The 14,405-nt window shown below is 67.4% G+C and carries 12 protein-coding genes; 9 read left to right on the top strand and 3 right to left on the bottom strand.

The annotated features are described in order from the left end of the window. The first annotated feature begins 133 nt into the window (after positions 1 to 133). The gene (locus AAK988_RS00590) at positions 134 to 850 is read left to right on the top strand and encodes a Crp/Fnr family transcriptional regulator (protein WP_369873327.1); all 717 of its coding nucleotides are present in this window, start codon (positions 134 to 136) and stop codon (positions 848 to 850) included. Then, positions 847 to 2,106, top strand: coding sequence for an MFS transporter (locus AAK988_RS00585; RefSeq protein WP_369873328.1), 1,260 nt, complete (start codon positions 847 to 849; stop codon positions 2,104 to 2,106). The genes AAK988_RS00590 and AAK988_RS00585 overlap by 4 nt, the downstream gene beginning before the upstream one ends. Before the next feature lie 297 nt (positions 2,107 to 2,403). Here AAK988_RS00585 and AAK988_RS00580 read toward each other — a convergent pair whose 3' ends face one another. Next, positions 2,404 to 3,519, bottom strand: a complete 1,116-nt coding sequence (locus AAK988_RS00580) for a DUF5692 family protein (RefSeq protein ID WP_369873329.1) — start codon at positions 3,517 to 3,519, stop codon at positions 2,404 to 2,406. Between the two features lie 346 nt (positions 3,520 to 3,865). Here AAK988_RS00580 and AAK988_RS00575 point away from each other — a divergent pair, with 346 nt between their 5' ends. The 3 genes from AAK988_RS00575 to AAK988_RS00565 are packed head-to-tail and all read left to right on the top strand — an operon-like array spanning position 3,866 to position 7,068. Beyond that, positions 3,866 to 4,459: an FMN-binding protein gene (locus AAK988_RS00575; protein WP_369873330.1), complete on the top strand. Its 594-nt coding sequence runs from the start codon at positions 3,866 to 3,868 to the stop codon at positions 4,457 to 4,459. Continuing rightward, positions 4,452 to 6,293, top strand: a complete 1,842-nt coding sequence (locus AAK988_RS00570) for an FAD-dependent oxidoreductase (RefSeq protein WP_369873331.1) — start codon at positions 4,452 to 4,454, stop codon at positions 6,291 to 6,293. The genes AAK988_RS00575 and AAK988_RS00570 overlap by 8 nt, the downstream gene beginning before the upstream one ends. 1 nt (position 6,294) lies before the next feature. After that, a complete protein-coding gene (locus AAK988_RS00565; protein ID WP_369873332.1) occupies positions 6,295 to 7,068 on the top strand; it encodes a hypothetical protein in 774 nt (257 codons plus the stop codon). A gap of 49 nt (positions 7,069 to 7,117) precedes the next feature. Here the strand turns inward: AAK988_RS00565 and AAK988_RS00560 are convergent, their stop codons facing one another. Both AAK988_RS00560 and AAK988_RS00555 read right to left on the bottom strand, forming a co-directional pair. Further along, on the bottom strand, positions 7,118 to 8,047 hold the full coding sequence (locus AAK988_RS00560) for a MarR family winged helix-turn-helix transcriptional regulator (protein WP_369873333.1): 930 nt from the start codon (positions 8,045 to 8,047) through the stop codon (positions 7,118 to 7,120). A 64-nt stretch (positions 8,048 to 8,111) separates the two neighbouring features. Beyond that, a complete protein-coding gene (locus tag AAK988_RS00555) occupies positions 8,112 to 9,110 on the bottom strand; it encodes an FAD:protein FMN transferase (RefSeq protein WP_369873334.1) in 999 nt (332 codons plus the stop codon). A 96-nt stretch (positions 9,111 to 9,206) separates the two neighbouring features. On the opposite strand from AAK988_RS00555, the gene AAK988_RS00550 reads away from it, so the two are divergent. The 4 genes from AAK988_RS00550 (at position 9,207) to AAK988_RS00535 (ending at position 14,317) form a co-directional block, all read left to right on the top strand. After that, a complete protein-coding gene (locus AAK988_RS00550; RefSeq protein WP_369873335.1) occupies positions 9,207 to 10,019 on the top strand; it encodes a UTP--glucose-1-phosphate uridylyltransferase in 813 nt (270 codons plus the stop codon). A 496-nt stretch (positions 10,020 to 10,515) separates the two neighbouring features. Further along, the gene (folP, locus tag AAK988_RS00545) at positions 10,516 to 11,829 is read left to right on the top strand and encodes a dihydropteroate synthase (RefSeq protein ID WP_369873336.1); all 1,314 of its coding nucleotides are present in this window, start codon (positions 10,516 to 10,518) and stop codon (positions 11,827 to 11,829) included. Next, positions 11,830 to 12,675 (top strand): biotin--[acetyl-CoA-carboxylase] ligase, encoded by an 846-nt coding sequence (locus AAK988_RS00540; protein WP_160324925.1) that lies wholly within the window; start codon positions 11,830 to 11,832, stop codon positions 12,673 to 12,675. A 46-nt stretch (positions 12,676 to 12,721) separates the two neighbouring features. Further along, positions 12,722 to 14,317 carry an MATE family efflux transporter gene (locus AAK988_RS00535; RefSeq protein WP_369873337.1) on the top strand — a complete coding sequence of 532 codons (1,596 nt, stop codon included), beginning with the start codon at positions 12,722 to 12,724 and terminating at the stop codon, positions 14,315 to 14,317. Positions 14,318 to 14,405: the final 88 nt, after the last annotated feature.

The following is a 14,405-nucleotide window of genomic DNA, read 5'->3' as shown; positions in this document are numbered from 1 at the left end:
GGCCCCGGCTTTTGAAAAGCCCTCCCTCTGGTTGCGCCCCGGCCGTTTGTGGCCGGGGTCGCAGCCGTTTGGGGAAGGGGCATGGTACCATGAGGCGGCGTCGTCGAGCCGCCGCGCGAGGGGAGGGGAGTCCATGACCTGGACGGGAAAAAACGAGGTATTGCAAGAGCCCTTGGGTCGGGCCGAGTTGGAGGCGATGCTCGACGGCATCGACGCCACCTATACGGTGAAGCGGGTGCCCGCCGGCGCCATGGTGTTCTGGCTCGACGAGCCGAACCAGTGCCACTATTACCTGGTGGAAGGCTCGGTGGAGTGCTTCCGAGTGGATGCGGCCGGTCGCACCAAGGTAATCGACCGATACGGCCCTGGGTGCTTTTTCGGCTATCACATCCTGCGGGACGATTGCCTGCCCATGTCCTGTGCGCGTTGCTGCGAGGACAGCCGCATCCTGGCCATTCCGAAGGAGTCGTTCTTCCAGCTTCTGCACACGTGCCCCGAGTTCACCGACCGCACGGTGCGCTATTTGTTCGGGCTTCTGTCCATGCAGACCCGTGAAGTGGTGAACCAGTCTTTCTACGGGGCCGCTCAGCGGGTGCCCATGCTGCTTGCCGAAATGGCGCACGATTGCCAGCGCGGGGAAGGAGCTTCGGTTCCCGGTACGCCGACCCAGCCGATGGTGCTGCCCTACAGCAATAACGAGGTGGCCGATATGTTGGGCCTGTCGCGCAACTCCGTGACCACGGCCCTGTCGCGGCTGCAATCCCAGGGTGTCATCGAGAAGCAGCGCAACTCCATTCGCGTGTTGGATATCGCCAAGCTGGAGGAGATCGCCCAACGGGAGCAGGAATGAGCGCGCGGGACGTCCTGCGCGTGGCGCCGTTGTGCGCGGCGGGGTTTCTCGCGTTCGGTTACAACAACGTGCTCATGGCCGTGCTTCCCTCGTACCTTACGGCCGCAGGTATGACTCTGGGGGAGGCGGGGGTGCAAAACGGCGTGTTCCTTATTCTGGCCGTGGGTTTGCGCTTCGCTTTGGGCTCGGTGGCTGATCGCCGGGGGCCGCGGTGGGCGATGCTCGTCGGCATGGCTTCGTTTGCGGTCGGGGCCCTTATGCTTGCGTTGCCGCTGCACTTTGGGACAGTGCTGGCCGCCCGGTGTGTGCAGGCCGTCGGTTTGGCGCTGTTCTGGCCCGCCGCCACCGCGGCCGTGACGCTGATGGCACCGCCGGGGCGCCAGGGGCGGTACTTGGGGCGGTATCGCTTCTTTACCTCGCTAGCTCTTCTGGTGGGGCCGGCCTTCGGGTTTTGGGTGGGGGAGCAGTGGGGCTTCCGGGCGCTCTTCCTCGTGGCTGTCGTTGCGGCGGTGGGCGCGGGCTTTCTGGTGCTGGCGTGCCCTTCGACGGGGCGCGGGAAGGCTGGCGGTCGCAGTTCGTCCGACGCTTCTCCGGTCGGCCGCGCCCCGGGGAATGCTTGCGGCGACGGGGCGGCCGAAGAAGCGAGCGGCCATCGCCGGCCGCAGCGGTGGGGGTTGGTGGATGCCGGCGGGACGTCACTGGCCCTTGCCATCGGGCTGTCGGCCGTGGCGGCGCTCGGCTACGGCCTCGTGTTCAGCTTCTCGTCCACGTTTCTTGCCGCGGCGGGCTTTCCCGACGATGCGGGCGGGTATTTCACCGGCATAGGCCTGGGGTCTTTGGCCCTGAACCTCGGATCGGGGTGGCTGCTCGATCGCTGCGGGCACCATGGCGTGTTGGCGGCCTGCCTCGGGGCCATGGCCCTCGGCATGGGCCTCATCGTTTCCGCGGGAAACGTTCCCGCGCTTCTGGGGGTATCGGGACTTTTGGTAGGAGGCGGCTACGGGGGCGCCATGACGGCCGCCCAAACGTTGACGGCGGCTCGCAGCGCCGAATCGGTGCGCACCTCCGTGCTCGCGTGGCAGCAAAACGCCATCGATATCGGCATCGCCGCCGCCAGCGTTGCCTTCGGCTTCGTGTTCGCCGCAACCTCGGCAGCCAACCCGGTCCCGTTCCTCCTCCAAGCCGCCGCCCTGCTGGTCGGTGCCCTTATTGCTTGTGTCTGCAATAGGTTTTCGCGATCTGGGAAAGAGCGCTGATGAGACGGTGGGCTCGTAGGCCGTCAAGTTGTCATGGAAAGCAACTATTCGAAAAATTCGAATAGTTGAGTCTCCTGTGCCCGAACCTTCGTCGATCAACTTCTCAAGAATCTTCAGAAGATAAGACTGCAACTTCTCAAAAATTTTGAGAAGTCAATTAACAAGCGTTTTATGTCTTAGCAGGAGTCATTGTTAACATGCAAAAGCGATGTTAATGACCGGTGCACAAGAAAATGAGCCCGTACAAAACGGGCTCATTTTCTTGGATGGGAAGGCGTGGGCTGGCGGCCTAATTGCCTACTTTGCGCTCTCGTCCTTCTCGACGGCGACGTAGACGTAGCCCGGGGTGCCTTCGGCGGGCAGCTCGTTGTAGGCCACCATCTCGGCGATCTCGGCCGGGGTGGCGGAAGCGGGCTCGGTCTCAAGCAGGTAGGGGGTGGCGGCGCGGCGACGCATGGCGGCCACGAAGTCCTTGGTGCCCACGAACGCTTCCTGCATCCAGGGGTTCACGCCGAGCTTCTTCGCGCGGTACATGATGTAGGCGAAGGCGGCGATGTTCGCGCCCAGGGCCAGAAGCGAGACGACCAGGTTCACGCTCGGGTTGTTCACGGAATCGGCGGCGAAGATGGAGTCGTTGGCGAACATCGGCACCAGCTGGCAGAACATGCACCACATGGACAGCGTGAAGGCGCGGTTCTGGATCCAGCCGCCCTTGTTCCAGATGAGGCCGGCGATGGTGGGGGCGAGCAGCAGGGCCACGCCGCAGTACCAGGAGTGGGTGGGCAGGTTGTTGTAGGTGTAGCAGAAGTTCCACAGGTCGTAGGCGATGATGAACACCCAGGTCATGTCGGGCCACAGCATGTCCTGGCGCTTCTTGGAGATGTAGATGCCGAACCAGCCGGTCATGCAGGCGATGTTGATGATGCCGGCGATGCCGTTGAACACGTTGTGCCAGCCGCCGTAGAGCGTGACGCCCTCGGAGGACACCCAGGTGGTGCCGAAGGCACGGATGGCGCTCTCGAAGTCGCTCACCACGGCGATGAGGATGTTGATGGCCACGATGACGAAGGGGAAGGCCTTGAACCAGTGGGAGCGGCCGATGGTGCCCCAGGAGTACTTGATGGCCATGAAACCGATGCAGCCGATGGTGGCGGCGATGACCTTCGCGTAGTGGAACCAGCTGTTCATGTCGGTGTGGGTGGGGTTGTTGAGGGCCCACTCGGCCCCGGCGGCGGCGCCGACTTCCACAACGATGCAGTAGGCGAGCATGGCGCCGAACACGCCGAAGAACATGAAGATGCCGCCCGCTTTGGTGCGGCGGGCGAGCTCGTTCAGCAGAATGAGCGCCACGAGCACCATGGCCAGGCCGAGCCATTGGTACAGAGCGTTGGGGCCGTACACGTCGAAGAGCATGGGTATCCCTCCTTAATAGATACCGGGTGGTGCGCCCGGCGCGGGCGGGGCGGGGGAGAGGGGAGGCTTTCGGGGGCCTCCGCGCTTCCCCGACGTGCCCGCGCCGGGGTGCAAGGGGTTCCTTGCGGTCATTGATATGCACCTTACTCGTGTTTGCTTCTCCAGTCAATATCCATAAATTATCAATTTGGTAGTAATTGACGGAATGTAAAAGAGCGTCAATATATGCTTGATATACGGGATAAATGCTGATATGCTCCGCTTCAATAAGTTCATGAATGTAAATAAAAGAAAACTTTCATGAAGAAATATCAGTCCAACAAGTGCGAATGATTGGAGGTATGGGATGCAGTGGAAGACGAAGGCCGCGTGCAGCGCCGTGCTGGTGCTGGGCCTGACCGGTTGCGGCGCCTCGTTCGAGGGGTCCGGCTCTAAGGACGCCGCCTCGGCCGAGCAGCTGGCCCAGCGTACCGACGATCCCTGGGCCGTCGAGGCGGTCGCCGACGGGGCTGCCCGCGCCGAGGGCGATCTCCGCGACGGCGTGTACACCGGCCGCGGCACGGGCATGGAGGGCCTCATCACCGTGACGCTTCTGGTGGACGACGGGCGCATCACCTGCCTGGAGACCACCCAGGAATGCGAGAGCCAGAGCCGCGGCGGCTACGAGGCCATCCGCGATGGCAAGTTCGCTGCCATGATAGAGGCGGCCCAGGGCCCCGACATCGACGCCGTGGCCGGGGCAACCATCACCACGGCCGGCGTGAAGCAGGCCGTGGAGGACGCCCTGGCCCAGGCCGAGGCGGCAACGGCCGCCGAGGGCACCGCCGCGGCTGGCACGGAGGCGGCCGACGCTGCGGGCACCGACACCGCTGCAGCTGTCGACAGCGCCGCGGACACGAGCGTCCCGGCCGAGACGAGCAAGGAGGCCGACCATGACTAGGCAAACCCCTTCCGCGCCCAGCCTCTCGCGGCGCGACTTTCTGGCCGGGGGCGCCCTGGCCGCCACCGCCGCGGCCGCCACGGCCCTCATGGGCCCGGATGCGGCCCTGGCCGCCGAGGGCCGCATCGGCGACTGGGCGGCCGACGGCAGCGCCCGCGCCGACGCGCCCGACAGCGCCCGGGCCAACGCCAGCGCCGCCGACGGCACCTACCGCGACCACAACGCCGCAGCGTTCCCGGCCAACGACGCCACGCCCATTCCTCCCCGTGCGGTGCCGGCGACGTGGGACTACGAATGCGACATCTGCGTGGTGGGGGCCGGCGGCGGAGGGCTCAACGCCGCCGCCCGGGCCTGCCAGCTCGGCGCCGAGGTCATCTGCGTGGAGGCCATGGGGCTTCCCGGCGGCAACGCCCAGGAGGCGGGCATGTGCGGCATCCTCGGCGGGTACTCCGGCCAGGAGGAGAAGCAATTCGCCTTCCCGAGCTACCCCTTCGACCCCAAGGCGCTGACCGACTGGGCCATGGACGAGTACCACTACGCTGCCGACCCGAAGCTCATCTACCGGCTGGCCTGCGAGGGCGGCAAATCCCTCGATTGGATGGCCGAGTGCGGCGTGCACTGGCGGCTCGGCGAGGTGCCGGTGTACGTGGCGCCGAAGCGCTCCACGCTGGACCACCACGTGCTGAAGATGAAGGACGCCACCGACGCCATGTACAACTACGGTTACAAGCACGGGGTGGACTTCCACTTCCAGAGCCCGGCCGTGGCCCTCGTGCAGGACGACGAGGGGCGCATCGTGGGCGTGGTGGTGAACGAGGACTACCAGGCCGAGCGTTTCATCCACGCGCGGAACGCCGTCATCCTCACGGCCGGCGGCTTCTGCAACAACAAGGCGCTCTTGGACAAGTACATCCCCACGGCGGCCATGGGCTGCGCCTCCAGCTATCTCACGGCCGGGGAGCGCGGCGAGTGCTTCCGTATGGGGCTCGGCGTGGGCTCCGACGTGTCCGGCTTCAACAGCTCCGCCTCCTTCGACGGCGGCGTGGACTGGCAGGCCGAGGGCGGCCAGTGGGCCCGGTTCCTCTACGACGGCATGACCCAGCTGTCGCGCCAGCCGTGGCTGACCATCGACCGGTGCGGCAATCGCCTGCGCTACATGGATTCCCGGGTGGGGGAGGACGGCGCCAACGCCATCTACGCTCTGGGCGATTTGGCCACCATCCAGATGACCCCGCCGGGCCACCGCTCCTACATCATCTTCGACGCGAACTATGAGGACCACCTGGCCGGTTTCGCCCAGGAGCACTGCCGCAAGCTCATCACCCCCGACCTGGAGCAGATCGAGAAGGTGCCCGAGCACTACCGCGACTGGCACCACGGCGTGCAGGACGCCATCGACGCCGATGTGCTGAAGCGCCGCGACACCCTGGAGGAGCTGGAGCGCGACCTGGGGTTCGCCGAGGGCGTGCTCACCGGGGCCGTGGCGCGGTGGAACGAGGCGTGCGAGGCCGGCGAGGACGATTTTTTGTACCCCATGCCGCCCGAGTGGCTCCACGCCATCACCGAGCCGCCCTTCTACGGCTGCCGCATCGGCGGCAACTTGTACGGCACCAAGGCGGGCCTGCTCATCAACGACCAGATGCAGGTGGTGGGCACCGACGGCCGCGTGATTCCGGGCCTGTACGCCGGCTGGCACACCGCCGGGGGCGCTTGCGGCGAGAACAGCTACATCGGCGACCCCATTCTGGGCTCGCTCATGGGGGATGTGGGTCTGGCCTTCTGCGGCGGCTACCTCTGCGGCACCTCCGCCGTGGAGAACGAGATGGGAGCGTAAGATGAACGACATGAAGAAAATGGCGCGACCCTTCGGCTGGCTGTTCGCGCTGGCACTGGTGGTGGCGGTGCTCGGTCGTATCGGCCTGACCATCGCCGGGAGTACCGGCGTGCTCGCCTTCGACTACATCTCGGCGGCCGGCGTGCCCGTGCTGGATGTGATCTGCTCCATCCTCACGGGCTCGGCCTTCGTGGCCTTCCTGTTCGCGGCGGGGCTGGCACTGGCGGTGTCCACGGCGGGGCCGGTGCTCTACGGGGCGCTCGTGGCCCGGGGCGATGTGAAGGCGCGGCCGCTCACGGCGTTTCTCGCCGGTTGGGCCTGCGCCCTGGTGGCGCTGCTGTGCCTCGTCGTGGTGGTGCTCGGCATCCTGTCCGCCGTGCAGGTGGGCTCCATGTCGTCGAAGTTGCCGGGGGCGGCGGCGCTGGCGCTGGGCGCCATCGGGTTCGCGGCGTTTCTGGGCACGCTTCTGGGCGCGGCTTCCCTGGTGGTGTGCGCGGCCGTGGCCCGGGCCCGGGCCGGCCACAGCCTGGGGCTCTCCCTCGTGGTGGCCTGCGCCGGGTGCGGCGCGGTGGTCATGGCGCTTACAGTGGGCACCTTCGGCGCCCTGAACGCGGCGGCCGTCAGCCTACCGGCGTTGGGCGGGTGGCTTGCGGCCGATGTGGCCGTGAACCTGGGGATGCTCTTCGGGGCCGCGGCCTACCTGCGCAAGCTGGAGGGCGCAGCCGCGGCGCCGGCAACCGGCCCGGCCGCGTCCCGGGCCCACTCGGCGGCCTAGGAGGTTTCCGGCGCCGCATCCGCCGGACGGCTTCCCGGCCGATCCGGTCCTACACTTCCTGGAGCAGGTCGTAGGCGGCCTGCTCCTTTGCTTTGCGTCGGGCGTCCAGCTCGGCCACCACCACATGGCCCACCTTCTCGATGGCCTCGCGCTGGCCCGGGGTCAGGTGCGCCCACAGCTTCGTGGCCGCCAGCTCGTTCACCGTGGCGCTGATGAGGAACCCCTGGTAGACCCCCTCGTCGGTGAGGGCCACGTACACCGCCTTCTTGTCCGCGGGCGATTTCAGGCGCTTCGCCCAGCCGCGCTGCACCAAGCGCTCGCAGGCCCGGGCGGCGTTCACGGGCGACAGGTGCAGGGCCTCGGCCAGCGCGCCCACGCGCTCGGGGCGGTCGGTCTCGCCCAGGCGCTGCACGATGCGGCACTCGTTGAACGAGGCGCCGGTGGCCTCCCTCAGCACCCGCTCGGTCTCGGCGCGGATGAGCTCGATGGACACGAGCGAGCGCGTGGCCGGGAAGCGGTCGGCCGCCTTCGGGTTCAGCGGCGGCTCGATCTGGGCCGCGGCCGACACGGCGGCCTCCAGAATGGTGCGGTAGGTGGGGTTCTCTGTGGGGAAGGTGGTGTAGAGGCTCTCCACGAGTGCCTCGTTCACGGCGGCCACGTGGGCCCGGCCCTCCTCGGTGACGGCCAGGTAGCGGGTGCGCCCGTCGGCAGCGCCGGCCGTGCGGGTGACGAAGCCGGCGCGGTTCAGCGCGTCCACGGCCTGGGTCACCACGTTGGGCTTCATGCCCAGAAGCTTTCCCAACTCGCCCTGGTTCACCGGCTCGCTCGCCTGGGCCAGCTTGGTGAGCACCCGGTATTGGGTGATGTTCAAATCGCTCGCCGCCGCCAGTCCGCGCTTCAACGCCTCGTGGGCCATCTCGAAGGCCACGAAGTAGGTGGAGTCCAGGTTGAACCGGTCTTTGGCGCAGGTGGCGGTCATGGGATCCTTGCTCGCGGGGAATTAGTTCATTGCTGCAATAATTGTACCGCGCGATTCTCGGATTTCACCGCGCCGGCGTGATCTTCCCCGCGCCATCCACGAAAAAAGCCTGCAAGATTTCCGGGTGGCGCTGCACGAGGGCGCAGCCGCGCTCGGTGCCCAAAGCGAGCAGGGTGGTGGAGAAGCCCTCGGCGTCGATGGACCGCTCGCAGATGACGGTGACGCCGCCCACGTCGGTGGCCACGGGCATGCCCGTGCGCGGGTCCAGGATGTGGTGGTAGAAGGTGCCGTCGGGCGCGGTGAAGCAGCGCTCGTAGATGCCGCTCGTGACCGCCGAGCCGCCGGTGAGGGGCACGGCGCCGATGAGCTTCTCGGGGTTGCGGGGGTCGCGCACGCCGATGCCCCAGGGCTCGCCCGAGGGCTTCGCGCCGCGCACGGCCACGTTGCCGCCCAAATTCACGATGAGGCCCGTCAGCCCGTGGGCCCAGGCGGCCTCCACGAGGGCGTCGGCGATCCAGCCCTTGGCGATGCCGCCGGCATCCACCGCCGCCTCGGGGTCGGCCAGCTGGGCGAAGCAGGTGGCCGTGCCGTCGGGGCCGGCCTCCTCCCACAGCTGCACCTGATGCCAGTCCACATGTTCCACGGCGGCCGCCAGGGCCGCAGGGTCGGGTACCGTGCCCTCGTGGAAGTTCCACAGGCCCACGGCCGGCCCCACGGTGATGTCGAAGGTGCCCTCGCTGGCCGCGCAGTAGGCGAGGGCCCGCGCAAGCAGGTCGTAGGTGCGCGCATCGATGGCCACGGCCGCGCCGCCCGCGCCGTTGATGCGGGCGATGTCGGAATGGGGGAGCGTCCGGCTGAACAGCCGCTCGTAGGTGCGGCAGAGCGCCCGCGCCTCCTCGAAGGCCGCCCGGCACGCGTCGGGCTCGCCGTAGGCCTCCAGGTCGATGACGGTGTTGAAAGCCAGGAACCGCACCCCGGCCGGCTTGCCGCCCTCGGCCTCGCGCCACTGCGCGAAACCTTCGTCGGGGATGGGGTCTGTGAGTTGTCCGTTGCCGTTTTCCATGGGCCCAGTATAGACCAAGGGACGGTGGTATCATGGGCGGACGGAAAAACAACGCGCAGTGGGGCCCGGGGGCTCCCGCAAGAGAAAGGCTCGCAGATGAAGGCTCTCATTCCCGCGGCGGGGCTCGGCACCCGCTTCTTGCCGGCCACGAAGGCCCAGCCCAAGGAGATGCTCTTGGTGGTGGACCGTCCGGCCATCCAGTACGTGGTGGAGGAGGGCCTGGCTTCGGCGGCCGACGAGGTGGTCATCATCAACAGCCGCGAGAAGAAGGCCATCGAGGATCACTTCGCCCCCAACCCCGAGCTGGTGGCGCTCCTGCGCGAGCGCGGCAAGGACGCCTACGCCGACGCCGTAGAGACCGTGGGCAACTACCCGGTGAGCTACGTGTACCAGGAAGAGGCCCTGGGGCTCGGTCACGCGGTGCGCTGCGCCGCCGAGAAGACGGGCGCTGAGCCCTTCTACGTGCTTCTGGGCGACGTGCTCGTGCCTGGCAACGGGATGCTGCCGGCCATGCAGGCGGTCTCCGACGCCCATGGCGGCGCGAGCGTGATCGCGGTCATGCCCGTGCCCGACGATGAGGTGAGCCGCTTCGGCGTCATCGCCGGCGCCGAGGTGGAGCCGGGCGTGTGGAAGGTGAGCGAGCTCGTGGAGAAGCCGGCCCGGGAAGACGCGCCGAGCAACCTGGCCGTGTTCGGCCGCTACCTCTTGAGCCCGCGCGTCATGGAGCTGCTCGCCAACGTCGCGCCCGGCGTGGGCGGCGAGATCCAGCTGACCGACGCCCTCGACGCCGTGCTCGCCGAGGAGGAGATGTACGCGCTTGTCGTGGACCCTGCCGACGGCTTCGACACCGGCACCGTGGAAAGCTGGCTGGAGACGAACAACGTGCTGTTCCAGCGGAAGCGCGGGTAGGGGAAGGATCGGGGAAGCGGCGGCGGCAGGCGGCCGGCCGTGCGCGGGTGCCCTGGAACCCTCGAAATCGGGGGTGACAGGGTGTCAGCGGACGTGCTATCATAACGGCTTACCGCCGCGTTGCCGCAGGTGGGAATTCTTCTCAATGCTGAAGAATTGTTTAACGATGACCCGTTGAATCCACAAGTTCCCCACCTTCGCGTCATAGGGAATTCAAGGGCGGCTGTTATACTGACGTCAGCAAGTGAGACAACCCCCTCCGATCACTTGCCTGCTTTGTCTCTGAAAAGCAGAAAGCGGCTCCTGAGAGAGTCGCATCCCCCCTCCTTCTGGCCCGGCTGGCCCCCTCCAGCCGGGCCGCTTCTTTTCTCGCACCCGTTCTTGGCGCCCGCGCAGAGCTCGTACACGGGCCTTTCGCCCGAAAGTCAACGAAAAGCGGCGAGGTCGGCATTACACTGAGCGCTTAGGCTGGCAAACGGAAAGGCACGTTCCCTTCATGATTTGGCATTGCGGTCGCTTCGACTTCGATACATCGACGCCCATCGTCATGGGCATTCTGAACATCACTCCCGACTCGTTCTCCGACGGAGGCCTCTATCTGGATGCCGACGCGGCGGTGGAGCACGCCCTGGCTATGGTGGACGCGGGCGCGGCCATCGTCGACGTGGGCGGCGAGTCCACCCGCCCCGGTTCCGATGCGGTAGACCCGGCCGAGGAATGGGAGCGCATCGGGGCCGTGATCGCGGCCCTGGCCGAGCGCGGGCTGTGCGTGTCGGTGGACACGCGCCACGCCGAGGTGGCCTCCCGGGCCCTGGCCGCGGGCGCGTCCATCGTCAACGACGTGTCCGGCTTCCGCGATCCCGCCATGGCGCAGGTCGCGGCGAAGAGCGGCTGCGGCTGCGTGGTGATGCACATGGCCGGCGAGCCGAAGACCATGCAGGACAACCCCGTCTACGACGATGTGGTGGCCGAGGTGCGCGACTACCTGCGCGATGCGGCCGCCGCCCTCGAGGAAGCGGGCGTCGACCGGTCCCGCATCTGCATCGATCCGGGTCCCGGCTTCGGGAAGACCCCCAAGCAGACCATCGAGCTCATGCGCAACCTCCATGAGCTCGTGCACCTGGGCTATCCGGTCATGGTAGCCGCCTCCCGCAAGAGCTACGTGGGCTACGCCTACGGCGTGGAAGAGCCCCACGAGCGCGACGTGGCCTCGGCCGCCGAGGCACTGCTCGCCTGCGAGCTGGGGGCGAGCGTGGTGCGCACCCACAACGTGCCCCTCACTGTGGCGGCCCTGGGCGACCTGCGCCCGGCTGTGGTACTGGGCCTGGGATCCAATGTGGCTTTAGTGGCCGAACCCGGCGAGGAGACCGAGGCGAAGATCGCCCAGATCAATCTCGCCGTGGGACAGCTATGCGGCCTGCCGGACACCCAGATCATCGACATGGCCCCCTTCTACGAGAGCGAGCCGGCCTACTATACCGATCAGGACGCCTTCGTGAACACCGTCGTGCTGCTGCGCACTGGGCTGCCGCCTAAGGAGCTGCTCGGCTACCTCCACGGCATCGAGAACTCCCTTGGCCGCGTGCGCACCATGGAGAACGGCCCGCGCACCTTGGACCTGGATATCGTGGACTACCAGATGTACGTGGCCTCCGACGACGAGCTTACCCTGCCGCACCCCCGTGCCTGTGAGCGCGACTTTGTGGTGCGCCCCCTGCTCGACATCCTGCCCGGCTACGAGCTGGCCGACGGTACGGCCGTCGGGGCGGTTCCCGCGGCCGAGCGCGTGGGGAAGGCGAGGAGGTTGTAGATGAAGCTCACGGTTATCGACGAGGTGACCTCGACCAACGAGGTGGTGAAGGAGGCCCTGCGCGAGGGCAAGGCCGAGGGGCTCGTGGTGCGGGCCCGGCGCCAGTCCGGCGGCTACGGCCGCCAGGGCCGCGGCTGGGACAGCCCCGAGGGCGGCCTGTACATGTCGCTGCTGCTGCGTCCCGATGTGGCCGGCAGCGGTCTGGCCACGCTCAGCCTGGTGGCGGGCCTGTCCGTGCAGCGGGCCCTGGCGGCCATGGCCGACCCCTCCGTTGAGGATGGCATCCAGCTGAAATGGCCCAACGACGTGGTGTACATGCCCGCCGACTGCGAGCGGGCCGACGAGTACCGCAAGCTCTGCGGCATCTCGCTGGAGTCTTGCGGGGGAGGGGTGTGCGTGGGCATCGGTGTCAACGTGTTCCCGCCCGACGTGGAGCGTCCTATCGAGGGCCGCAACATCCCCGAGTACCTAGCCGATCTCATGATGGATCCCGCTTCCAGCCCCGCCCATCCCGTCACCGTCCGCGCGGCCATCGAGGCGCTCGACGAATCAGAGCAGGCGGCGCGGCGCGAGGAGCTCATCACCGACGTGCAGCGCGAGGTGCTCGCCCGGGTGCTGGTGAACTACGGTCGCTGGCGCGAGCTGGGCTTCCAGCCTTCCCTGGCCACCTACGAGGCGGTGTCGTTCTTGGATGGGCGCCCCCTGCGCATCGAGACCATCGGCGGGGCGACCACGGTGGAGGGCGTCGGCGCCGGCGTGGACGAGCGCGGCCGGCTGCTCGTGCGTACCGCTGACGGCGTGGTGCCCGTCGCCTCGGGGGAGGCCCACGTCGTTCCGCTGCCCTAGGGTCTACAATGGCGCTCGGCGTTTTTTGAGGAAAGGCACGAGCCCCATGGACGAATCGAAGCAGAGCGAACCTAGCGAACCTGTGACACCTACCGACCGCACTCCGGTCGCCGGTGGCTCCGACGCGGGGGCGGCCGCGACTGAGGGCGGTGCCGGCCGTCCCGATGAGGACGCGGCGCTGGACGACCGGGGAGAGGCGCTGCGCAGCCACTCGGCCGGCGACGAGAAGGTGCTGCGCATGGGCACCGCCTCCATTCCTCGGCTCATCACCGAGTTCGCCATCCCGTCGGTGGTGGGCATGCTCATCAACGGCTCCTACGCCATCATCGACTCGGTGTTCCTCGGCCATGCCGTGGGAGAGATCGGTCTTTCAGCCATGACCGTGGCCAATCCCATCATGATCGTGTTCATGGCCCTGGCCATGCTCATCGGCAACGGCGGCAACGCTCTGGCGGCCCTGCGCCTGGGGGAGGGCCGGCGCGAAGATGCGGAGCGGGCCCTGGGTAACGTGGTGTCCCTGAGCCTGTTGGCCGCCGTGGTGGTGCTGTTCATCGGATGGAACCCCGTGCTCGTGAACGGGGTGCTCGACCTTGCCTCGGCCACCGAGGAAGTGCGTCCCTACGCCCTCACGTTCATTCAGATCCTCTGCTCGGGCTTCCTGCTCCAGTGCATCGGCATGGGCGTGAACAACTTCATCCGCACGTGCGGTGCCCCGAACCGGGCCCTCGGCACCATGGTGGTGGGCCTCGCGAGCTCGGTGGCCTTCAACTTCCTGTTCGTCATCATGCTCGGCTGGGGAGTGGCCGGCAGCGGCCTGGCCACGGTGCTCGGCTGGGGTTGCTCTTGTGCCACGGTGCTGTGGTACTTCTGCGGCCGCACCGATGTGCCCATGCGCCTGTCTGTGCGCTCCATGATTCCGAACGTGCCCCTCATCGTCACTATTCTGGGCTATGGGCTCCCGAGTTTCTGCGTGCAGGCCGGCATGGCCGTGGTGAATTTCGTTATCAACTTCCAACTCGTGAAATACGGCGCCCTCACTCCCATCGGTGCCGACGATGCCCTGGCGGCCATCGGGGTGGTGCAGCGTATCGGCCAGTTCACCGTCATGCCCCTCATCGGCATCGCCATCGCCCTGCAGCCGCTGCTCGGCTTCAATTACGGTGCCCGCAAGGTGGCCCGGGTGCGCAAGACGCTGTGGTACGGCATCGGGGCCGCCACCTCCATCGCCGTGGTCATGTTCGCTGGGGTGGAGCTATTCGCCGTCCCCATCGCCCACGGCTTCGGCATCAAGCACGACGGGCTCGTGGACTTCACCGCCTTCGCCCTCCGAGTGCAGTTCCTCATTCTGCCCTTTGTGGGCTTTCAGATCGTGAGCGCCAACTACTTCCAGGCCACAGGCCAGCCGGCCAAGTCGGTGCTCCTCACGCTGACGCGGCAGATCCTGTTCCTTGTGCCGCTGCTGTACCTCATGCCCGAGATGCTGCCCTCTCTGGCCCCGGGGCTCACGGGCCTCGATGCCCTGTACTTCGCCGCTCCCGTCTCCGATCTGCTGGCCACGGGCACCACGGCCGTCTTCATCGCATGGGAGATGGTGCGCCTGCGCCGCTTGGCCCGACTGTGCGCCCAGGGCGCGGAGGCCTGAGGCTGGGGCATCCATATTTTGTGCATATGCTCAAAACTGATCAAATCGCTTCCCGTTGGCCGTTCAGGGGCGACTCTGGCGTCTGAAG

The organism is Adlercreutzia muris (genome assembly GCF_041223505.1).
Lineage (GTDB): Bacteria > Actinomycetota > Coriobacteriia > Coriobacteriales > Eggerthellaceae > Adlercreutzia > Adlercreutzia muris.
Note: the sequence above shows the minus strand (reverse complement) of the source record. Positions and strands in the feature narration are given on the sequence as shown.